The sequence below is a fragment of the Flavobacteriaceae bacterium genome, from assembly GCA_014075215.1.
Lineage (GTDB): Bacteria > Bacteroidota > Bacteroidia > Flavobacteriales > Flavobacteriaceae > Polaribacter.
This window is the reverse complement of the sequence record CP046177.1, coordinates 2389437-2411041: the sequence shown is the minus strand read 5'-3', so window position 1 is coordinate 2411041 and position 21605 is coordinate 2389437. Positions and strand designations below refer to the sequence as shown.

Below are 21605 nucleotides of genomic sequence, written 5' to 3'. Positions count from 1 at the left end.
TGATATTTTATAATCAATTATAGAACTTTAAACGAGTTCACTGAGCTAATTTACAAGATCTATTATATCCGTTCTAAACTCACTATCATCTTGTTGATGTCTTTTAAATGCATAATTGAACCCGGATTGCCACCACTTTGTCATTTGTTTTTTTTCAAAAACCAACGAATTGGTTGTTAGTACGGTTGGTGTATAATATAAGTTTAATTTTACATCCCGGTGTTTTGCAGTTAATTTTCCAATGGTAATGTTGTGTCGTTCCACATTATCCATCATAAACTCTTGAACGGTAAATAACAAAGCAAAAGGGTTTTTAGCAGGCATCCTGTTTATTTGAGGAAGTTCAGTCTCCAGAATAATTGCATCAACTTCTTTTGCCCCTCTTAAAATAGCCTCCCTAATCGGAACCAGGCATCCAAAACCGCCATCTGCATATTGATAACCATTTTTTTCCAATAAACTCATAAATGGCACAAAATTAGACGATGCCCAAATCCAATCACAAAAATCCTCATAAGCACACTCTTTGATAGATTTGTATTCAATTCTATTTGCCGTAAGGTTAGAGACTGTTACTACTATATCTTTACTACCTTCACACACAGTATCATACATTGTTTTGGTTACGTTATTGCAAATTAATTTTTTCAGATTTTTACTCTGCCCAAATGTTTTACTTCCTTTAATAAAATTTAGCAAGGTATTTGAATGGCGAATACTCACTACATTAACACCGTTTACATTCTTAATTTTAAACGGATTGATATTGAAAATAGCGTGCTGATCGACACTTGTAAAAAGAGCTTTCAATTCGTCAATTTTGCCGAGTGCCAAATGTGTAATCAACAAACTACCGGTAGAAGTCCCTAAAAACAAATCGTATTTGTTTTGTGCTTTCTGTATTAAATACTCAGCAACACCTCCTGCAAATGCACCTTTACTCCCCCCTCCTGAAATTACCAATGCTTTCTTCATTATCGAATAAATGATTTATGTATTTTCGCCTTATAAATATATCAAAATGAAACCATTTTTTCTGATTTTGATTTTTAGTATACTCATTTTCTCATGCAAAGAGAAATATCAGCCCGGAAATCTCGATACCATTGCAATTAAGGAAATTCGTATTGACAGTACAAGTATCAGAGCAATAATAGCAATAGATTCAAATCAGGTCATGTTTGCCGGTTCCAACGGCAAATTTGGATATCATATTGAAAATGAAGCTACCATTGTCAAAACAATCAATTATCAAGATACTGTAAAACCCGGTTTTAGAAGTCTTGCATCTAATCAGACCGAATTCTTTTTATTAAGTGTTTCGAACCCTGCTCTACTGTATAAAACGTCTATAGTTGATCATAAGTTAGTATACAAAGAAGTGCATGAAAAAGTATTCTATGATTCCATGAAATTCTTTAATGCATTAGACGGAATTGCCGTAGGAGATCCTACGGAAGATTGCCTCTCTGTCATTTTAACAAATGATGGTGGCAAATCGTGGAATAAAACCCCTTGTGAAAATCTTCCGAAAACGGCAACAGGAGAAGCACTATATGCGGCCAGTAATACCAACATCAAAATTATTGGAAATACGGTATGGATTGTCACGGGCGGTGCAAAAGCAAGGGTTTTTAAATCCGAAGACAAAGGAAAAAACTGGAGAGTATATGATACTCCAATCATTCAAGGAACCACCCCTCAAGGAATTTATTCCGTAGATTTTGTCGATAAAAATAATGGAATCATCATTGGAGGAAATTATTCCGAACCGGAAGCAAATACACAAAATAAAGCGATCACTGCTGATGGTGGTCTGACATGGAAACTAGTTGCTAACGGAGAAGATCCCGGCTATAAAAGTTGTATTCAATACGTCCCCGATACCGACGGAAAAGAAGTTTTTGCCACAGGAAAAACAGGAATATCGTTTTCTAATGACGGTGGACTAACATGGAAAAAGATAAGTACGGAGGCATATTATACCATACAATTTGTAGATAGAAATACGGCCTGGTTATCCGGAAATGAAAAAATAGGAAAATTAATACTGCCTAATGAATAAATTTATAAAAGTAGTTTTGGCACATATTCTGGTTTATTTACCGTATGGTTGTACTCAAAAATCAGATTTGTCAAAAAAGTTTAATTGTGCAGAAAAAACATTCGCAAATTTGGAGACAGTAACTGATTTTGAAAATAAATTTTCAATTCTGATCCCTAAAAACTGGAAAACAAATTTGTATTATGATACTATGCAAACCTCTGTTTATTTTGCAGATACCACAAAACAGCTGACGGAAACAACAATCATAGATATTACCTATGTAAAACAAAAATCATCTTTTGACGATGCGTTTTTTAAAAATATCCGGTCAAATTATGAAAAAATCAATTTAAAAGAACAAAGTAATCATGCGTTTTCATTAAAAAACCTGCCTTCCTATTATTCTATTGTCAAAGGGAATAGAAGTCGTTTTCCGTATACGATATGCAATGTTTTCATCAATACGAATAGTACTGCTTTTATTCATGCTAAACTGGAAGTATATGGAGATTCTTTGGTAAATGAAAGGTTGTGCAGAGGAATTAGTTTATTAGAGGACATTCATCTTACTTTTTAATATCAATACAGTAAAATGCAAAAAGATCACATCATCAAACGATTTTTAAACTATGTAACCATTGATACACAATCAGATACTGATAACCCTGCGTTTCCTTCTACGGAAAAGCAATGGGATCTTGCGAAACTTTTAGTCAAAGAATTAGAACATATAGGTATGCAGGATGTCAACATTGATAAAAATTGCTATGTAATGGCTACACTGCCTGGTAATACAGAGCAACAAATACCCGCCATTGGTTTTATTTCTCATATAGATACCAGCCCTGATTTTACCGGTACTAATGTCAATCCTCAAATCCACCACAATTATGATGGAAAAGATATTGTCCTGAATAAAGAATCAAATTGTATACTATCTCCTGATTATTTTGAAGACTTACTACAATATAAGGGGCAAACCATAATTACTACAGATGGTACAACACTACTGGGAGCTGACGATAAGGCTGGCATTGCGGCAATAGTTTCTGCTATGGAATATTTGATTGAGCATACGGAAATCAAGCATGGAAAAATCCGGATTTGCTTTACTCCGGACGAGGAAGTAGGAAAAGGGGCACACTTATTTGATGTAGAAAAATTTGGTGCTGATTGGGCATATACCATAGATGGTTCTCAAATAGGAGAATTGGAGTACGAAAATTTTAATGCTGCTTCGGTTCAGGTTACCATTCATGGAAAAATGGTACATCCCGGATATGCCAAAGGAAAAATGATCAATGCAATGTTGGTAGCCAATGATTTTATTTCCAGGCTTCCAAAAAATGAAACCCCCGAACTAACAGCGGGCTATGAAGGGTTCTTTCATTTATACCAAACGGAAGGAACGGTAGAAAAAACCATTTTGAAATACATCATCAGAGATCATGATATGGCGTTGTTTTTAGATAAAAAAGAACAAATGCAGGCGATTGTTGCTAAGATGAATGCTGAGTTGGGGTCGGATTTGATAACGTTAGATATAACCGATCAATATTACAATATGAAAGAAAAGATTATTCCGGTAATACATATTGTTGATATTGCCGAAGAAGTAATGAATGAAATAGGCATTACACCTTTGATAAAACCTATCAGGGGAGGAACAGACGGCTCGCAATTATCATATAAAGGTTTGCCATGCCCAAATATTTTTGCCGGCGGCCATAATTTTCACGGACGTTATGAATACATTCCCGTAGAATCTATGATGAAGGCCGCAGAAGTTATCGTAGGAATTGCTAAAAAAGTAGTTGAAATCTTTGCAAAATAAAGATATATTCCGTACCTGAATTGATTTGGCTTCAAGTTAGGATAATTCAGGATGCCTGCCTTTTATTCCCTTATAAAATGAGTAAAAATATTCAAAATCCCGATGCATATCACTCGTCAGGTAATAGGGTTCTGATATTTTTACGTTTTTATTTCCAAAATCCAGAGTGGCCATCACTATTGGAACATGAGCTCCTTTTGCTATATAATAAAAACCGGTTTTCCATTTAGCTACTTTTTTACGTGTGCCTTCGGGAGATAATCCCAGTTTAAATTCTTCTTTGGAATTGAATAATTCAATGATAGTATCAATAAGCCTGTTGCTTTGGGTTCGATTTACAGGAGTACCTCCCAAAGCTCTAAATATAAAGCCAAAAGGGGCTCTAAACAACGAATCTTTCCCAATAAAATGAATCTTTTCTCCGGATATACTTCTTACTAAAAGAGCTATAGGAAAATCCTGCCAGCTTGTATGCGGCGCAGCTATGACAACGTATTTTTTAAGATATTTTGGAAAAGTATCAGTCATCTTCCAGCCTAAAACCCAGGTAAAGATAAATTTAGAAAATCCTTTCATTGTCTGTACGAAAACTCTAAATTTAAGGACTTATTTTTTAACTGATGGATGAATTCATTATATATTTAATAATTGCTCTCGTAAGTGTTTTTATTGGTCTATTGACAGGCAGGTTATTCTTGAAAATCATTCAAGCAGCGAAAGAGAAACTAATTATTACAAATACCCGCCAAGAGAGCGAATTAAAAAATCTGGAATTAAAACACGCCGAGAGTCAACAAAACATAGAAAAATTGCAGGAAAAATTTACCAAAGAATTTGAAAATCTGGCAAATAAAATTCTGGAAGAAAAATCCACTAAGTTTACGGAAAAAAACAAAGAAAACTTAGCGGCTATTTTAAATCCGCTAAGAGAAAAAATTGAAGGATTTGAAAAAAAGGTTGAAACTACCCATAAAGAAAGTATCGATTACCACGCTGCACTACGTCAGCAAATAACAGGTTTAAAAGAAATAAACGCTCAAATGAGCAAAGAAACTGTTAATTTAACAAAAGCGTTAAAAGGAGATAGCAAAGTACAGGGAAATTGGGGAGAATTGGTATTGGAACGAGTCCTTGAAAAATCCGGCCTGGAAAAAGGAAGGGAGTATTTTGTACAGCAAAGCTTCACCAACGATTTAGGTAAAAGAATGTTGCCGGATGTAATCATTCACTTACCGGATAATAAAAAAATAATTATTGATTCGAAAGTATCTTTAACCGGATATGAGAGATATGTTAATACAGACGACGAAACTGAAAGAAAGCAATTTGCAAAAGAGCATGTATATTCTTTAAAAAGGCATGTAAACGAACTAAGTGAAAAAAAATACGAAGCGATTTATGAAATGGATTCTCCTGATTTTGTGCTGCTATTTATACCTATTGAACCTGCTTTTGCAATTGTATTGCAAGTAGATGACACCATCTACAACAAAGCCTTTGAAAAAAATATTGTCATTGTTACACCTACTACTTTGCTTGCTACCTTACGTACCATAGACACCATGTGGACGAATGAAAAGCAGCAAAAAAATGCCATTGAAATTGCAAGACAAGCAGGAGCTTTGTATGATAAATTTGAAGGTTTTATAGCTGATCTGACAAGAGTTGGCAAGAAAATGGATGATGCTAAAAAAGAGTATTCATCGGCCATGAACAAATTGGTCGACGGTAGAGGAAATTTGATTACCAGTATAGAAAAACTAAAAAAAAATGGGAGCAAAAACTAAAAAATCCCTCCCGGAAAATATTATAGAAAGAGCTTCGGATACAAATTAACGATGTATTAATTTTACTGTAGCAGTAGCATTCCCAGAATGTACTTTTGCAAAATAGATACCTTCGGCATAAGGGCTTAGATCAATCTTAGTTTTCTCTAATTTACTTTTCCGGGAAAACAGCAACTTCCCCGAAATCGTATACACCTCAATATTTCTATCTCCCGGAATATCATTAAAATAAATAGTAAAAATACCCGCTTGACCGGGGTTAGGAAATACCTTAAATTCAGAAAAAGTATATGCGGAAGTATTTAGGACACCATTTCCTTCCTGTATAGTAACTGCCTGATTTGGAGCAATATTATAGAGAGTCTCCACCTGTCCGCTATGATTCCAGGTTATCTTTATATAGTCAATAACCGTAGCATTTCCAATACCCACAAACTCATGTGAAGAATTTTGCCCCAAATATCCTTCGCCGCATAAGGTATAGCGGTATTGAGATACACCACTAGCGCGTACTTCTATCCTATTACCTATTCCATCTTTATTACCATGAACCCCTTCCAATTTAATTTTTATCCAATTATTGGTACTAAAAGTTGAGTTTTCCCATAAAAAGTAATTTTCCGTATCGTTCATAACCACAATATCCGGAGCACCGTCATTATTAAAATCTCCGATAGCATTGCTATAACTTATTCGGTTGTCGTTTTGAAAACCGATATTAGAAGGAATCGTAAACATATCATAACCATCATTATAATAAAATGCCGCAGGTAGCAAACCACTGGAACCATCTCTACTTCCACTGACATATAAATCCAAATGGCTGTCTTTATCAGCATCTAAAAAAACAGCTCCCCATGCAACGCTGTTAAAAGTGGTTCCTGTAATACCGGCTACATTTGTAAAGGTTTCATCTCCGTTATTTCTGAATAAATAATTACCGGCCGAAGTATTGGTAACATAAATATCTAACCAACCGTCTCTGTTATAATCCGAAATAGTGGTGGACATGGCATCTATATTTACTCCGGTACCGCTACTCATTGAGATATCTTCAAAAGTACCATCTCCTTTATTTTTGTACAATCTGTTTATATTTGTGAACTTATCATTAGCTACGTAAATATCCTGATAACCATCATTATTGAGATCGAAAAAAGCAGCGCAAAAAGACTGCTCCGGATTCGTGTTTATACCTGCAGCTACCGTAATATCCATAAAACTCCCGCCGTCATTTCTGTATAAATAATTGCGTTGTTCCGGGAGAATTCCTCGATTTGAAATAAATAAATCCAAATCTCCGTCATTATCTATATCTCCAAAACTAGCGCCAAAAGTGTTCAAATCTTCGGTAAAAATCCCGCTACTGCTTGTTACATCCGTAAAAGAGAGATTGCCGTCATTTTGATAGAGCTTATTAGGCCCGTCTGTACTAGCTGCAAAAAAATCCAAATCTCCGTCATTATCATAGTCTACCCACAACACTTGCTTTGTTTCATATGAATTTGTAATACCTGTCAGCTGAATTTTGGTAAAACTGCTAATATCATTTCTAAAAAAATAAATTTCTTTTCCGAATTCGGTCGAAAAAGTAAGGTCATCTCTACCATCCTGATTAAAATCGGCAAATGACACCCCTCCTCCGTGAAAACTTGAGCCATAACTATATCCTACTCCCAGACTACTCGCTCTTTCGGTAAATGAAAGCTGCCCCCAGCATGGGTTTAAAAGCTTTACAAGTATTGAAATAATTAATATTATTTTCATGAAGAACGGTTATACCCCTTAAAGCTACAATTTTAGATAAAATTTACCTGTTTACAAAATTTGAGTGAAATTTCCCCGGCTAGGGATATTTCCTATCATTAACGATGTATGAGTTTCACTACTTTATACAAGTTGGTATGGGAAGTTATTTTTACAAAATAAACACCCTTAGCGTAGCTACTTAAATCCATACGAACACTTTGTGTATTCTTTTCAAAAGAAAATAGTAATCGCCCGGAAATATCAAAGATTTGTATGTGCTTCTTCGAAAATTCTTCATTAAAACGAATTGCGAAGATCCCTTCAGAACCTGGGTTTGGGAAAACAGTAAAATCCGAAGAAGCAACATCAGGAGTACCTAATACTCCGGAGCCTTCCCGGATAGTGATTGCCTGATTTGGAGTAATGTTATAGAGAGTCTCCACCTGTCCACTATGATTCCAGGTAACCTTTATATAATCAATAATAGCAGCATTTCCGATACCGACAAATTTATACGAGGAATTTTGCCCCAAGTATCCTTCGCCACAAGCCGTATAACGATATTGTGATTGACCATTGGCATGTATTTCTATTTTATTGCCTATTCCGTCTTTATTTCCATTAACTCCTGCTAATTTGATTTTTAACCAATTATTTGAATTGACTGTTGTATTTTTCCATAAGAAGTTATGGTCCGTATCATTGGAAACTACAATATCGGGTTTTCCATCATTATTAATATCTCCTATAGCATTGGAATAACTTTCCCGGGTATCATTTGCAAAACCGATATTTGAAGGAATAGTAAACGTTTCATTTCCCTGATTATGATAGAATGCCGATGGCAAAAAACCGTCATTAGATCCGTCTAAACTTCCACTTACATACAAATCTTCAAAACCGTCATTATCCGCATCTAAAAATGGATCAGTCACAAAAGTTGTGTGTGAGTTCAGATGAAGATTAATTGTTAATTGAAGATTGAATGAAGTGTGTCTTTGCGAGTGAAACGAAGCAATTAGGGATCAGGGTCAAAAGTTTTGTGTGGATTGAATTAAAGTTTTGATCTTTGTAAAAAAAAACAGAGATTGGAATTATCCTTAGACCTTTTAAAATTCATCTTACCTGAGATGCTCGTAGAACATTTTGATTTGGTAAGACACACTCATCGAAATGAGGAACTTCATTTGTATTTTGAAGAGCGTAATGTTGTTCCTAAAGAAGTCATAAATCCTAATGTAATTGCTCATGGTTTCCACAAAGAGATTACTATTGAAGACTTTCCTTTGCGTGGAAACACTGTGTATCTTCACGTAAGGCGACGTAGATGGTTAGATAAAGAGACTAGGCAAATCATTCAAAGAGATTGGAATCTAGTAGCTCAGGGAACTCGCATGACAGGTGAGTTTGCTGCTTTTTTAAAAGAGATTAGTCGATACTGAGAAGAGTGATTGCAAAACCATTGCAAGAATCTATGGCGTGAATGGGAAGAAGTTCCAAAGGCAGTATCGAGATTATTTGAGTGAGTTTAAACAGTGGAAGGAAAAGTCTCATGCCAAAGAGTGGTTGATCTTCCCTGAGAATATAGGAACTCGATTATCTATCGACGAAGTAGCCTTATCAAAAGGAGAACTCTACACCATCGTTACCAATAAAAAAGCTAAAGGAAAGAAAGGAAGTATTGTGGCGATCATAGCTACTACCAAAGCGAACCTATTATCAAACACCTATTTAAAATCTCATCTGCGAAAAGAAACAAGGTCAGAGAAATTACCCTAGATATGGCGAACTCCATGAAGCTGATTGCCAAACGGTGTTTCCCCAAAGCCATACAAGTAACCGATAGATTCCATGTACAGAAACTAGCTCTAGAAGCACTTCAAGAAATTAGGATCAAACATCGATGGGAAGCCATAGATACAGAAAATGAACGGATCAAACTTGCCAAAACCAATAACAAAGAATATTACCCTGAAATATTAGAAAATGGAGATACCATAAAGCAACTCTTGGCTAGAAGCAGATACTTACTCTACAAAGCACCAAGTAATTGGACAGAAGATCAAAGAGTAAGAGCTAACATCCTCTTTAAAAGATATCCTGATATCAAAACAGCTTTTAAGCTCGTACAAGGACTTAGAAATATCTTCAACACAGCAAACTCAATACAAGTCGCTTATACAAAACTAGCGCATTGGTATAAAGATGTAGAACAAACAGCATACAAGGCTTTTAATACCATAGCAAACTCTATCAGGCTTAACTATAGATCAATATTGAATTACTTCATTAATAGAAGTACTAATGCAGCGGCAGAATCTTTCAATGCCAAAATCAAAGCCTTTAGATTACAATTTAGAGGGGTCAAAAACACAGAATTCTTCCTCTATAGATTAACTACAATTTTTGCATAAACACAACAATTAGTCTTGATCCCTAAAAATACTGCCCCCCATCCTACACTATTAAAATCCGTACCTGACGGACGTGCTATATTTGTGAAAGTTCCATCACCATTATTTTTTAACAATTGATTTCCTTCCGGGGTATTGGTAACATAAATATCAAACCATCCGTCATTATTAAAATCACCTATAGTGGTTGTCATGGCATTGATATAAATTCCTGCTCCGCTACTTACGGAAACATCATCAAAAGTACCATTTCCATTGTTTTTGTATAATCTGTTTATATAAGTAGGCTTATCATTGGAAATATAAATATCCTGATAACCGTCATTATTGTAATCAAAAAATACCGAGCAAAAAGTCAGTTCGCTAGCCATAACAATACCTGCACTATGTGATATATCCACATATGTTCCGTTATCATTTTTATACAAATAATTCCTTTGATTTTCATCGGGGCCATCCCTGTTGCATATATATATGCATCCAGATCTCCATCATTATCAATATCGCCAAATGAAACACTATAAGTAAATAGATCGTCTTGAAAAAAACCTATGGTAGCGGAGATATCCGTAAAATTCATATGGCCATCGTTTCTATAGAATTTATTAGCGCCGATAAGTACTGCTAAAAATAAATCCTTATCACCGTCATTATCATAGTCTACCCAAACAATCTGTTTTGTTTTTTGAGTATTTGATATTCCATTGAAGTTGACTATAGAAAAATGGCCATTGGTATTTTTGTAAAAATAAAGCTCGGATCCGCTTTGACTGGCAAAAGAAATATCATCCCACCCGTCATTATCAAAATCAACAAAAGAAACACCACCTCCTAATTCACTATCTCCATACGTAACTGATATTCCGGAAGCTGTGGCGTTTTCGGAAAAAGATAGTTGTCCGTACATAAAAGCCCCCATACACAAAAGCACTAAAGATAGTGTGTACTTATTCAATTTTGACATTCGCAATTTGGTTTACTTAAAACAATTTATTCCTGAAATAATGGGCGATCTTTCATTAAATCGTATACTTTATTTGCCACGTTTTCCAAAATGGTATCATCCTCGTAATTTGTAATAACACTATCAATGAGATCTACAATTACAGGCATGCTATCTTCTTTCATTCCGCGAGTTGTGATCGCCGGTGTTCCAATTCTAATTCCCGAGGTAATAAATGGTGATTTATCATCAAAAGGTACCATATTCTTATTAACAGTAATATGAGCCTTGCCCAGTGCAAGTTCGGCATCTTTACCTGTAATATTTTTATTTCTCAGATCAATGAGCATCATGTGATTATCCGTCCCGCCTGAGATTAGCTGGTATTCTTTTGCTACAAATGCTTTTGCCATTGCAGCTGCATTCTTTTTTACCTGAATTTGATACTGCAAAAATGCATCGGTCAATGCCTCACTAAATGCTATTGCTTTTGCTGCTATGATATGCTCCAGGGGACCGCCCTGGTTACCCGGAAAAACAGCAGCATTTAGCAATACTGACATTTTTTTTAAGCTTCCGTTTTTTAATTTGATGCCAAACGGATTATCAAAATCCTGTCCCATCATAATCATCCCTCCTCTGGGTCCTCTTAATGTTTTATGAGTAGTGGTGGTTACCACGTGGCAATGAGGTAATGGGTCATTTAGTATTCCTTTTGCTATCATTCCCGAAGGGTGAGAGATGTCTGCCAATAATAATGCACCTACACTATCTGCAATTTCTCTAAATTTTTTAAAATCAATATCTCTGGAATAAGCAGATGCTCCGGCAATAATCATTTTAGGCTGTTCATTTTCCGCAATTTCTTTTATTTTATCATAATTTAAAATACCCGTTTCCTTCTCTACTCCATAAAAACAAGGATGGTATAATTTGCCTGAAAAATTCACAGGAGATCCATGTGTTAAGTGCCCTCCGTGAGATAGATCAAAACCGAGTATTTTATCACCGGGTTGCAAACAAGCTGCAAAAACCGCAGCATTAGCCTGGGAACCAGAATGTGGCTGTACATTTACATACACAGCACCATATAATTCTTTTGCCCTGTCAATCGCAATTTGCTCTACAATATCTACCACTTCACAACCTCCGTAATATCTTTTATTCGGGTATCCTTCGGCGTATTTATTTGTCAATATGGAACCGGCAGCCTCAAGTACCTGGCTACTCACATAGTTTTCCGAAGCTATCAATTCCAACCCGTTTGTTTGCCTTTCTTTTTCCGCTTGTATTAAATCAAAAACCTGTAAATCCCGTTGCATTTATTAAATTAAATTTAAGAACCTCAAAAGTACTAAAAAATCATTTTTATAATTACATCTTTCCACTATATTTGGAAAAATATAATATGTATTTCTCAATGAAAATAACAGCAAACAATCCTAACAGAAAATCGTGGCTTTCAGTTCCCGTTAATTCTGATTTCCCAATACAAAATATCCCTTTTGGAGTCTTCATTATCAAAGACGATATTATTACCGTCGGAAGCAGAATCGGAGATTATGCTATTGATTTGGGAGCATTACATCAATTAGGATATTTTGATGGAATCCCGCTCACCGATGATATTTTTTTACAAAACAATTTAAATGATTTCATTGCGGATGGAAGAAAAACGTGGCGTTTGGTACGAAATAGAATTGCAGATATTTTTGACGTAACGAACGGTGCATTGAGGGACAATGTGCAGCATAAAGACAAAGTGATCTTTAGAATGGATGAGGTGGAAATGTTATTGCCTGTTAGAGTTGGAGATTATACGGATTTTTATGCCAGTAAAGAGCATGCCACAAATGTAGGTAGTTTATTTAGAGATCCGGAAAACGCCTTATTACCAAACTGGTTGCATATCCCTATAGGCTACCACGGGAGGAGTTCTTCTATTATTCCGTCAGGAACGCCCGTAAGAAGACCTTACGGACAAACGAAACCACCGGAAGGATCTGCTACTCCCGGTTTTTGCCCTTCCAAACTATTAGATTTTGAACTGGAAATGGCATTTATCACTACCACTTCAAACCACTTGGGAGAGCGTATTTCTGTTAAAGAAGCTGAAGAGTACATATTCGGATTGGTACAATTTAACGATTGGTCGGCACGAGATATCCAGGCATGGGAATATGTACCCTTAGGCCCTTTTTTAGGAAAAAGTTTTGCTTCAACCATCTCTCCCTGGATTGTTACGTTAGATGCTTTAGAGCCGTTCAGAGTGGATAACCCTAAACAAGATCCTGCGCCCTTAGCATATTTGCAACATAGCGGTAAAGGAAGTTTTGACATTCATTTACAAGTTGCCATTCAACCGGAGGGTGAAAAAGAAACGGTAGTGGCGAACTCCAATTTTAAATATATGTATTGGACTATGGCACAGCAATTAGCACACCATACGGTAAACGGATGTCCTGTAAATGCCGGCGATATGATGGGGAGCGGTACTATTTCCGGCCCTACTAAAGATAGCTATGGTTCCATGTTAGAATTGACATGGAAAGGTAAAAACCCGCTACAGATGAGTGATGGATCAGAAAGAAAATTTATAAACGATCACGATACCGTTATTATGAGAGCTCATTGCCAAAATGATAACGTCAGAATTGGGTTTGGAGAATGTATCGGTAAAATAGTACCGGCAAAATGAATAACATTGTAGAGTTATTTTAGTAGTATCAGCACTATTTTTTCTATTGGTCGATACTTTACAGTTATTCACTTCTGATCAAAGTCATTTAAACTTTTTCTAACATTTACTCAAAACTCTTGCAGTAATTTTATATCAGTTAAGAGGGGTTTTAACTATATGAAATCTTTGCAAAATAGTGATATATTTCGTATTTGAAGTCAAATCAATTCGGCAAAGGTCTCTATATTTCATATCAAAGTTTTTTGGTTGATTAGGTGAAGTCGTCTATAAAGTATTTTATAGGCGACTTTTTATTTTCTATGCAATCCGTTACAGTGGTGACAACATATTGATAAGCTTTTTTTTACAGTAATTTTAAGTGAATAAATATTACATCAATTCAAAGGTCTCAGAAAAATAAGGCGCTATTTAAAGAATAGATTCTCCATTCAGATTTGTAGTCAAAACATCGCTCATATAATCAAAAAACGGGCGCAAAGCTTGGTAAGTTACATTCAACTCCTCTAAGAAATTTGTGTCCAAAACCTGAATATCAGTAAAATTACGAACGGCAATGAATCCTTTTTTACGTAACAAATCTACATCCGGATGCTCTTTATCAAAACCGCGGGGAGCATATTTTAACTCGCTTCCTTCAAACTTACCCCCAAAATATTTTACATAATTTTGCTCTTTTAAAATGGCCCGCATCTCCGAAGCATCCATTTCTATTTCTTTACGAATACGAAATAAATCTTCTTTATTTGGTTCCCAAAATCCACCGGCTAAAAAACTTTCTCCCGGGCGTATTCTCAAATAATAACCTCCTCGCAGGTGTTTTCCTTTTCTAGAGAAAGAGCCTGCAAAATGTGGTTGATAAGGTGTTTTATCTTTCGAAAAGCGAACATCTCTGTAAATACGGAATAGTTTGAATTTATCAATTTCGTCATGTTTCTCTAAATTTTCCCTAATAGCGGCATAAAAAGCTTTTGCATTGTCCTGTGCAGCTTTAAAACGGGGTTTATTTTCCGCAAACCAATCGCGATGATTATTCTTTTTTAAGTCGCATAAAAACTGGAGGCCTGATTTCTCGAATTGCATGATGTAAATTTTAAAAATTTAAAGTTATAAAAATTGCCTGATAAAATAATATCGTTTCAAGTTTAAAAGTTCTTAGTTTCAGGTTCCGGACGTATATTATAAATTTTTCTTATGGCTATAAATAAAACTTATAATACATCAAGAAGTTGATATTAAAGCTGAGGTGTTTTAAACTTTTGATTTAACTATTTGATTATCAAACAGTTGTAAAATATCAAAATTTTCATAACTTACTGATATACAGTTGTTTACTTGAAAAGTTTAAATCACTTCGCTATCAAAGTGAAAGATATAAGCTTTTACACTTTCTAACTTTTCAACTGAATTTTTTGTATTATTAAAGCTAAAACTGATATTTTTTATCAATAGCGTACTTCACCAATTCGTTGCCGTTAGTTAATTGTAGTTTACGAATCATATTTTTTCGATGTGTATCAACAGTTGTTTTTGCAATAAACAATATTTCTGATATTTCTTTAGAGGTATTCCCATTGGCTATAAGATGCAGAATTTCTTTTTCTCTGTTTGACAGTACAATTTCTTCTGTTTTACCAATATGTACGTTTTCATCTATATAATCATTCATAAAATTAAAAGCCACATTGGGGTCAAAAAAAGTTTCGCCGCCGGCAACGGTAACTATGGCTTTGGAAAGCATTTTTATTCCGGAGTTTTTAAGTAAATAGCCGGTAGCTCCGGCATCTAGCATTTGTTTAATGGCGTCGGGTTGGTCAAACATAGTCATCGCCAATACGTATATATGAGGGAATTGTTTTTTGATTTGCCGTGTAGCCTGTATGCCATCCATAATGGGCATTCGTATATCGGTAATGACCAGTTTGGGTTGCTTTAGCGTAACTAATTTTATCAAATCTTGTCCGTTGTTCACAGTACCAATGATATGGATATCTTCGTCATATTCAAAAAAAGATTTTACGCCGTCAATCAGCATTTGATGATCTTCGGCAATTATTATAGTAATCATAAGAGCACATTTTTTCTATTCAAATGTAATATATCTCCGGGTGATATACATACCTGCAAGTAGGTAGTTTATCTGTTGGGAATATTCATAATAACAGTAGTCCCTTTACCGGAAGTTGTATCAATATTAAAGGTTCCTTCTAAGTATTCTATTCGTTTTTGAATGGAATGTATACCCATCCCTTTAGTAAGTGAAATCCTGGTAATATCCATTCCTTTTCCATTATCTTCTACAAGAATAGTAATCGTATTTTCATATTGTGAAATATTGACCGTTGCCTGACTTGCACTTGCATGCTTAATGATATTGGTTACTAATTCCTGAATGATACGAAACAATGTAATTTCCAAACTGTTTTCCAGGCGTTTTTCCAGACCAAAATGTATGACCTCAATAGCTACCAGGTGAGCAGAGGAAATCTTCTCTGCCATTAACTGAACTGCCGGTAATAAACCTTGAGTGGCAATTACGCCTGCATTCTTGGCATGTGCCATACTACGCACTTTTAAATAAGCTTCGTCTATTAAATGTTCGGTCTTGTCAAATAATACTTGTTGATCTATTTTTTTTTGTTCTCGATTCATTTTTAAATTTTCAAAATGCAATTTTAAGGTGGCCAGCACACTTCCCAAATTGTCATGCAGGTCTTCGGCAACACGTTTCCGTTCTTTTTCCTGTCCGGAAACCATGGCATTAATCGTTATCATTTCCTGTTCTCTGAGCAAGGTAATATTTTTTTGCTCTTCCAACTCTTTTTGCTGTTGTGCGAGGAGCCTTTTTTTATTGACATTTTTTAGTAACAGAACACTTATGGCACTCCCTAAAACAACAACTGTTAAAATGATAATAATGATATTGTTCTTTTTTGAATTTTCCTCACTCAATGCCAAATTTTTCTTTTCTTTTTCCAAAGTATCCAGTTGTATTTTTATTTCGGCGGTGGCAATAATGCTGCGCTCCAAACTCACTTCAGACCATAGCTGTTGAGCTCTTTTAAGATAGTACAGTGTAGAGTCTGTTTTATGTAATCCTTCATAAAGTCTATACCTGTATATACTTAGTACATATTTATTCATCAGGCTATCTTTTTCATTGGCATTTTTTTCAGCATATTTTAGATATTGTAACCCTTTTTTATAATTTTTGGTTTTTAGAGATACTCTTGCCAAATGGGAGTTGAGTGAATACCTGAAAGGTTTGTAATATGCTGAGCTGTCCGTAAATTCAAAAGCTTTCAAGTAGTATTTTTTAGCTGCTATCGTATCATCTCTAATAAGGAAATTGCCTTTATCCTGATAGTAATATAATAGTAATTTATGCTCTTTCGGAAGATATGAAATGAGAGAATCGTAACTTTTAAAAATGGTCGTGTATAGCTCTTTATTGTCAGATGTGTCTTCTTTATACGTTTCGGTTTGAGAAAACAAATTGTATCCGTAAAAAAAATAGTAAAAAGCATCACTCCTGTCTGTACAATATTTTTTATACGTATCCAGGTACGGACTGAACCCTTATTCGGTTTGTAAAGAGCTTTCTTTGTAAAAATATAATACGGATCTTAAACACAATTTAATGAGCGGGTCATATTTTATTTGCAAAGACTGTTCATAAGCTGTTCTAAAATATTGATAGGATTCAATTCTGTCATTCTCATACCATAATAAAAAGTATGCAGTCATTAAATTTTCAATGGTTTCTTCAAAAAAAGTTCGGTTTTCTTCATCATTACTGAAGTTTAGTTTACTTTCAATTTGATGCTTATCGCGCTGCCCGTTATCCAAAAGAATACAGGCTAAACGATATAAAAATCGATCTGTCTTATGATTTTGATCCAGTGAGGCAGAAGCATCATCAAAATTCAGCTCTTTTATATTTTTAAAATATGTATCGAAACGCGAAAAATCTTCATAGCTATCCTGAAAATGGCAACTATGAAGATACATGCTTATCAAAATGATAAAATGTCTTTTATACAAATCTATTTTGTTACTTTCATAAAAGATTGCTGACAATTATTGCCTACGGCATAAAAGGTTATATGCTGAGTTCTGCGGAACATATTCTGTAATATTTTTAAAATTCTTTCCTTACTTTTTTTACGATTAAAAATACTGATGAGTTCTTTGTTGATATGTACTTCTTTTAACTTTTCCACTTCAATAGCCTCCGGAAAGTCCAGCAAATTCAGGTGCGTATTCTTTCTTTTTCTCCTTGTCCTGACCGGCAAGTTAATTTTTAACACACTATTTGCAGCATCATAATAAACATTATCAATTGAAACGGTACTGGAAATAAATCCTAGTTTTATGGGATTGTATCTTCCAATACTTAGAATTCCTTTATAATTGAGCGTATGAAAACTTATTTCTTTGACAACTTTCTTTTTTTCATCATTTATTTCTTTTTCGTCTAATGTAAATTTAGCATATATTCCATAAAATGTGCTGTAATTTTGACCTCCGTAAATAAATTGATACGTTTTTTCGTCTGTAACTTTTATATATCCTGATAAATCCATGATTAGTTGTTGTTTTTATATGCTTTTAATATTGAGGAATGACAGTTATTACTGATGGCAAATAGGGTAATAGAGTCTCTTTTAATTGAGTCTGCTACCATTCCGGGTCTGATTTTTCTACTATCTGTAAAATTACCACTTCTATAGTAATATTCGGTATCAAAAACTCCTTTATTTGTTCTTTCTCCTTTCGTATTTAATTTCACAAGATGTCTTTGAACAAAAATATTTTGCAGGCTATCTATATGTATTTTGGCATTAGGCTTGTACAGGATTGTTGATTTTTGAGCCATTCCTTTTACAGGCAAGTCTATTTTTAATGTGCCGTTTTTTGTAAGATCAGATCGTATACATCCGTTTTTACAATCTAAAAAACCTATATTAACCAGACCTTTGTAATTGATAATTTTAAATTCTATTTTTTCCAAATAATCATTTTTAAAGAAGAATTTTGAATATACACTATAAAATGTACCGTAATTTTGACTGGCATATAGTATTTGGTACCGGTCATTTTCCTGTAGCATATAACTCCCTGAAAAATTAGCGCTTGTGCCAGCCTCTTGTTTGTTGTTTAGTTTAATTTTACAGACTTTACAACTTAAGAATAAAAAAAGAGTAAAAAATGTAATGGCTATGGTAAATTTATTTCTCATAAAATAAAAAATGAGTTCACTAATTAATTCCAAAAATGGGAAAGAAACATACGGCACAATATACCTACGAGTAGGTATTTTAAATACTTACATGAGGTAGCGACTTATAAAGTAAATATTGTCAGTAAAATCCCTAAGAAAATGGCCATAAATTTCTGCAAGTTAAACGAATGATCTTCGGAACTTTCAAAAAGAATAATAGTAGAAATATGCAGAAAAACACCAATAATTACTGCTGTAATTTCCATAGTATATTTTTCAAAAAAAGGTATTTTTTCAGCCAAGAAAACTCCAAGAGGACTCATGAATCCAAAAATGGTGAGAAGTATAATAATGATTGTTCGGGAAAATTTTGCCTGAATCAAAAAGCCGGTAAGCACTATGGTAATAGGAATTTTATGTACTACAATTGCCCATAACAAATTTTCTCCGGCATGCTCAATAGGCAACCCCTCCGAAAAAGCATGGGTGCACAAACTAACAAACAACAGAACAGGAATTTTTTTATCAACTCCATGGTGGTGAATATGGCCGTGTTCTGCTCCTTTGGAAAAAGACTCCAATACAGATTGTAGTACAATTCCCAGTAGTATATACATACCGGTTATTCGGGTATTCCCGGAATGGTGATAGACATCAGGCAATAAATGCAAAATAGTTACTGATAATAAATACGCACCGCTAAAAGCTAACAGTAAACGAATAAATTTTTTATTGGGCTTCATGAGAAATACAAATAGTACACCTGTCCATACGGATGCAATAAGATAAACGATGCTCATGAAGCAACTAAAATTAATCGATTAGAGGTATTTTCATCAAAACGGTTGAGTTGATAATCTCCAAAAATATGATGAATTTTTAGATTTACTTTCTCATAATGCGTTTTCATTTTCGGGAGATCTATATATTTTACATACTCAGTGTAGGCATGTTTTTTACCTTCTGCTTCAAAGGAAATATATTTTAAAATAACTCCGTTTTCTATTTCTCTTCTTATGCTGAAAACAATTCCGTCAACTACCTTTACTTCATCGGTAACAATATTTTGACGTATTTTTTCTACATTCAAAAAATCCATCACTAAAACCGCATTTTTTTTTAATCCGTTTTTAAAGTTTTCGAGTACTAAAATATCTTCGCTGTCATGTTCTAAGTAGCCAAAGCTTGTAAATAAGTTAAAAACAGCATCGTATTTGTTTTGGAGAGGAAGCCGCATGTCTTTTACAAAAAAACGGAGGTTTTTATTTTCAAATTGTTTTGCATAAGCAATACTGTTTTCAGACAGGTCGATTCCTGTGACAGTATACCCTAAAGAGTTTAAAAAAACCGAATGTCTGCCTTTGCCACAAGGAATATCTGCAATATGACTTCCCTTAGGAAGCTGTATAAACGAAGTAATGTTTTGCATAAATACCCGGGCGTCAACATCATTTCTATCCTTATACAAAATGTGATAATATTTTGTATTAAACCAGTCCGTAAACCAATCTGCTCTTTTCATATATAATCGTTCGCAAAAATACATTTTTATTATATATGTCGGTACGATAGTTAAACATAGGGTGCATAACATTTTGTCGCGAAATAGTTATTTTTAAGGATTAACTTTTAAAAGCGACACCATTATGATTAGCGAAGAGGAATTTTTAGCCCAAGCCAAGAAGCGTTATCAAGCGATAGCAAAATTATCAAACATAAAGAGTTACTATGATTACGAAAAGACTTTTGATCAAATATGGACGGACTATGGTCGAGAGGTTTTAGAGAGAAGTATAAGCGAACCATCTAAAGACAGGCGTAAAAAAAAACTTATCACGTTACGGAAAGATAGAGATTAACAACACTCATCCCTTTAGTGAAAAAGTCAATGGATTTAAGATAAGTCCCTATATGCAAGACAAAATGATTTATATTGGTCAAAACGATTGTTATGGAGATGGTCATGAAGTTTTATCGAATCTTCTAGGTGTTTCAGTCAATGCGATGCAGCTTTACAGAGTCACAGACTTTTATGGTGGTTTATTAGAGCAAGAAAAAGTATTGGAGGTTGATGCCGTTGAACCTGATATTCTTAAGGTAGATAACCAAGAGTGCATATATGCTATGGTCGATGGGTCGATGCTTTTCACTCGGGAAGAGGCTTGGAAAGAAGTAAAATTAGGCAGAATTTTTAAACAGAGTAGCTGTATGGACATATCAAATAAACGTGGATGGATACGCCATTCGTTGTATGAAGCATATTTAGGCAAAGCTGATAAGTTTACAGATAGAATGGATAGATACTTAGGCTGTTACAGGAGTATTGATAAGCGACTGATTTTTGTTGGTGATGGTGCTAGATGGATATGGAAATGGGTAGATCAACATTACCCTTTTGCCACACAAATATTGGATTGGTATCATGCTTTAGAACATTTACACGATTTTGCTAAGGTTTGTCTCTCTAATCAAGAGTCATATAACAGTTGGGTTGGTCAACAGGAGCAACTACTAAAAAACAGTCAAGTAAATCAAGTCATTGAGAATATCAAAAACTTAGAATTGACAAAGCAAAATCAACGTAAACAACAAAGCCAACTTATCACATATTATACCGAAAATAGGTCGCGTATGGACTATCAGCAATATCAAAATACAGGAGCAGGTATTATAGGATCTGGAGCCATAGAAGCAGCTAACAGGGAGGTTGTTCAAAAAAGAATGAAACTCTCTGGACAACGTTGGTCTAAAATTGGAGCTCAAAATATGCTCACATTAAGAACAACTAAACTGAGTGATAAATGGAACAAAGTAGTTAACCTAATCTGTACTGAGAAAAATAAAGCTGCTTAAAACGACAAAATGTTATGCACCCTAAACATATCACATAACTTCAAGAGACCTTTGCA

The 21605-nt window shown here is 34.6% G+C and carries 22 protein-coding genes and 2 pseudogenes; 9 read left to right on the top strand and 15 right to left on the bottom strand.

Annotated features, from left to right (window positions below; all coding sequences use genetic code 11):
* Positions 1-45: 45 nt before the first annotated feature.
* Entirely contained in the window at positions 46-975 is a 930-nt protein-coding gene (locus GKR88_11820) for a patatin-like phospholipase family protein (protein QMU64910.1), read from the bottom strand.
* A 46-nt stretch (positions 976-1021) separates the two neighbouring features.
* Here GKR88_11820 and GKR88_11815 point away from each other — a divergent pair, with 46 nt between their 5' ends.
* Genes GKR88_11815 through pepT form a run of 3 tightly spaced genes read left to right on the top strand, consistent with a single transcriptional unit; the run spans position 1022 to position 3881 of the window.
* Positions 1022-2065 (top strand): oxidoreductase, encoded by a 1044-nt coding sequence (locus GKR88_11815; GenBank protein QMU64909.1) that lies wholly within the window; start codon positions 1022-1024, stop codon positions 2063-2065.
* Positions 2058-2624, top strand: coding sequence for a hypothetical protein (locus GKR88_11810; protein QMU64908.1), 567 nt, complete (start codon positions 2058-2060; stop codon positions 2622-2624). Before GKR88_11815 ends, GKR88_11810 begins: the two co-directional genes overlap by 8 nt.
* Positions 2625-2639: 15 nt before the next feature.
* Entirely contained in the window at positions 2640-3881 is a 1242-nt protein-coding gene (gene pepT / locus GKR88_11805) for a peptidase T (protein QMU64907.1), read from the top strand.
* 36 nt (positions 3882-3917) lie between these two features.
* Here the strand turns inward: pepT and GKR88_11800 are convergent, their stop codons facing one another.
* Positions 3918-4457 (bottom strand): acyltransferase, encoded by a 540-nt coding sequence (locus GKR88_11800; GenBank protein QMU64906.1) that lies wholly within the window; start codon positions 4455-4457, stop codon positions 3918-3920.
* Between the two features lie 44 nt (positions 4458-4501).
* Here GKR88_11800 and rmuC point away from each other — a divergent pair.
* A pseudogene (gene rmuC / locus GKR88_11795) lies at positions 4502-5717 on the top strand (DNA recombination protein RmuC).
* Here the strand turns inward: rmuC and GKR88_11790 are convergent.
* Positions 5714-7435 (bottom strand): T9SS type A sorting domain-containing protein, encoded by a 1722-nt coding sequence (locus tag GKR88_11790; GenBank protein QMU64905.1) that lies wholly within the window; start codon positions 7433-7435, stop codon positions 5714-5716. The pseudogene rmuC and the gene GKR88_11790 overlap by 4 nt on opposite strands.
* 98 nt (positions 7436-7533) lie before the next feature.
* Complete coding sequence (locus GKR88_11785) at positions 7534-8352, bottom strand: T9SS type A sorting domain-containing protein (GenBank protein QMU64904.1); 819 nt, start codon at positions 8350-8352, stop codon at positions 7534-7536.
* Positions 8353-8505: 153 nt separating this feature from the next.
* On the opposite strand from GKR88_11785, the gene GKR88_11780 reads away from it, so the two are divergent.
* Complete coding sequence (locus tag GKR88_11780; protein ID QMU64903.1) at positions 8506-8859, top strand: transposase; 354 nt, start codon at positions 8506-8508, stop codon at positions 8857-8859.
* A gap of 19 nt (positions 8860-8878) precedes the next feature.
* Positions 8879-9831: pseudogene (locus GKR88_11775) on the top strand (DDE transposase).
* Here the strand turns inward: GKR88_11775 and GKR88_11770 are convergent.
* From GKR88_11770 to GKR88_11760, 3 genes are read right to left on the bottom strand one after another with little or no spacing between them, the layout of a single operon-like run.
* Positions 9804-10232, bottom strand: coding sequence for a hypothetical protein (locus GKR88_11770; GenBank protein QMU64902.1), 429 nt, complete (start codon positions 10230-10232; stop codon positions 9804-9806). The pseudogene GKR88_11775 and the gene GKR88_11770 sit on opposite strands and share 28 nt — an antisense overlap.
* A complete protein-coding gene (locus GKR88_11765; GenBank protein QMU64901.1) occupies positions 10187-10795 on the bottom strand; it encodes a hypothetical protein in 609 nt (202 codons plus the stop codon). The genes GKR88_11770 and GKR88_11765 overlap by 46 nt, the downstream gene beginning before the upstream one ends.
* A 26-nt stretch (positions 10796-10821) precedes the next feature.
* Complete coding sequence (locus tag GKR88_11760) at positions 10822-12096, bottom strand: serine hydroxymethyltransferase (protein QMU64900.1); 1275 nt, start codon at positions 12094-12096, stop codon at positions 10822-10824.
* A gap of 98 nt (positions 12097-12194) precedes the next feature.
* On the opposite strand from GKR88_11760, the gene fahA reads away from it, so the two are divergent.
* Positions 12195-13472, top strand: coding sequence for a fumarylacetoacetase (gene fahA / locus GKR88_11755; protein QMU64899.1), 1278 nt, complete (start codon positions 12195-12197; stop codon positions 13470-13472).
* 411 nt (positions 13473-13883) lie between these two features.
* On the opposite strand, the gene GKR88_11750 is transcribed toward fahA, so the two are convergent.
* The 8 genes from GKR88_11750 to GKR88_11715 all read right to left on the bottom strand — a co-directional run bounded on the left by GKR88_11750 (position 13884) and on the right by GKR88_11715 (position 20218).
* Complete coding sequence (locus GKR88_11750; GenBank protein QMU64898.1) at positions 13884-14555, bottom strand: TIGR02453 family protein; 672 nt, start codon at positions 14553-14555, stop codon at positions 13884-13886.
* A gap of 343 nt (positions 14556-14898) precedes the next feature.
* Complete coding sequence (locus GKR88_11745) at positions 14899-15525, bottom strand: response regulator (GenBank protein ID QMU66701.1); 627 nt, start codon at positions 15523-15525, stop codon at positions 14899-14901.
* 83 nt (positions 15526-15608) lie between these two features.
* A complete protein-coding gene (locus tag GKR88_11740) occupies positions 15609-16967 on the bottom strand; it encodes a hypothetical protein (GenBank protein QMU64897.1) in 1359 nt (452 codons plus the stop codon).
* 84 nt (positions 16968-17051) lie between these two features.
* Positions 17052-17483 carry a hypothetical protein gene (locus GKR88_11735; protein QMU64896.1) on the bottom strand — a complete coding sequence of 144 codons (432 nt, stop codon included), beginning with the start codon at positions 17481-17483 and terminating at the stop codon, positions 17052-17054.
* Between the two features lie 35 nt (positions 17484-17518).
* Positions 17519-18058: a hypothetical protein gene (locus GKR88_11730; GenBank protein QMU64895.1), complete on the bottom strand. Its 540-nt coding sequence runs from the start codon at positions 18056-18058 to the stop codon at positions 17519-17521.
* A gap of 2 nt (positions 18059-18060) precedes the next feature.
* Positions 18061-18714 (bottom strand): hypothetical protein, encoded by a 654-nt coding sequence (locus tag GKR88_11725; protein ID QMU64894.1) that lies wholly within the window; start codon positions 18712-18714, stop codon positions 18061-18063.
* A 104-nt stretch (positions 18715-18818) separates the two neighbouring features.
* Positions 18819-19496 carry a ZIP family metal transporter gene (locus GKR88_11720; GenBank protein ID QMU64893.1) on the bottom strand — a complete coding sequence of 226 codons (678 nt, stop codon included), beginning with the start codon at positions 19494-19496 and terminating at the stop codon, positions 18819-18821.
* Positions 19493-20218: a methyltransferase domain-containing protein gene (locus GKR88_11715; protein ID QMU64892.1), complete on the bottom strand. Its 726-nt coding sequence runs from the start codon at positions 20216-20218 to the stop codon at positions 19493-19495. The genes GKR88_11720 and GKR88_11715 overlap by 4 nt, the downstream gene beginning before the upstream one ends.
* A gap of 124 nt (positions 20219-20342) precedes the next feature.
* Between GKR88_11715 and GKR88_11710 the strand changes: the two genes are divergently transcribed.
* Together GKR88_11710 and GKR88_11705 are read left to right on the top strand one after the other, a co-directional pair.
* On the top strand, positions 20343-20555 hold the full coding sequence (locus GKR88_11710; protein QMU64891.1) for a hypothetical protein: 213 nt from the start codon (positions 20343-20345) through the stop codon (positions 20553-20555).
* Between the two features lie 52 nt (positions 20556-20607).
* Entirely contained in the window at positions 20608-21549 is a 942-nt protein-coding gene (locus tag GKR88_11705) for a hypothetical protein (GenBank protein ID QMU64890.1), read from the top strand.
* Positions 21550-21605 lie beyond the last annotated feature (56 nt).

Excerpts from the sequence above, each read along its gene's own strand:
- GKR88_11735 (QMU64896.1), bottom strand. The coding sequence starts at position 17,483 with ATGTATCTTCATAGTTGCCATTTTCAGGATAGCTATGAAGATTTTTCG.
- GKR88_11725 (QMU64894.1), bottom strand. The coding sequence starts at position 18,714 with ATGAGAAATAAATTTACCATAGCCATTACATTTTTTACTCTTTTTTTA.
- GKR88_11815 (QMU64909.1), top strand. The coding sequence starts at position 1,022 with ATGAAACCATTTTTTCTGATTTTGATTTTTAGTATACTCATTTTCTCA.
- GKR88_11765 (QMU64901.1), bottom strand. The coding sequence starts at position 10,795 with ATGTCAAAATTGAATAAGTACACACTATCTTTAGTGCTTTTGTGTATG.
- GKR88_11715 (QMU64892.1), bottom strand. The coding sequence starts at position 20,218 with ATGAAAAGAGCAGATTGGTTTACGGACTGGTTTAATACAAAATATTAT.
- GKR88_11800 (QMU64906.1), bottom strand. The coding sequence starts at position 4,457 with ATGAAAGGATTTTCTAAATTTATCTTTACCTGGGTTTTAGGCTGGAAG.
- GKR88_11730 (QMU64895.1), bottom strand. The coding sequence starts at position 18,058 with ATGGATTTATCAGGATATATAAAAGTTACAGACGAAAAAACGTATCAA.
- GKR88_11705 (QMU64890.1), top strand. The coding sequence starts at position 20,608 with ATGCAAGACAAAATGATTTATATTGGTCAAAACGATTGTTATGGAGAT.
- pepT (QMU64907.1), top strand. The coding sequence starts at position 2,640 with ATGCAAAAAGATCACATCATCAAACGATTTTTAAACTATGTAACCATT.
- GKR88_11820 (QMU64910.1), bottom strand. The coding sequence starts at position 975 with ATGAAGAAAGCATTGGTAATTTCAGGAGGGGGGAGTAAAGGTGCATTT.
- GKR88_11710 (QMU64891.1), top strand. The coding sequence starts at position 20,343 with ATGATTAGCGAAGAGGAATTTTTAGCCCAAGCCAAGAAGCGTTATCAA.
- GKR88_11760 (QMU64900.1), bottom strand. The coding sequence starts at position 12,096 with ATGCAACGGGATTTACAGGTTTTTGATTTAATACAAGCGGAAAAAGAA.
- GKR88_11720 (QMU64893.1), bottom strand. The coding sequence starts at position 19,496 with ATGAGCATCGTTTATCTTATTGCATCCGTATGGACAGGTGTACTATTT.
- GKR88_11750 (QMU64898.1), bottom strand. The coding sequence starts at position 14,555 with ATGCAATTCGAGAAATCAGGCCTCCAGTTTTTATGCGACTTAAAAAAG.
- fahA (QMU64899.1), top strand. The coding sequence starts at position 12,195 with ATGAAAATAACAGCAAACAATCCTAACAGAAAATCGTGGCTTTCAGTT.
- GKR88_11810 (QMU64908.1), top strand. The coding sequence starts at position 2,058 with ATGAATAAATTTATAAAAGTAGTTTTGGCACATATTCTGGTTTATTTA.
- GKR88_11790 (QMU64905.1), bottom strand. The coding sequence starts at position 7,435 with ATGAAAATAATATTAATTATTTCAATACTTGTAAAGCTTTTAAACCCA.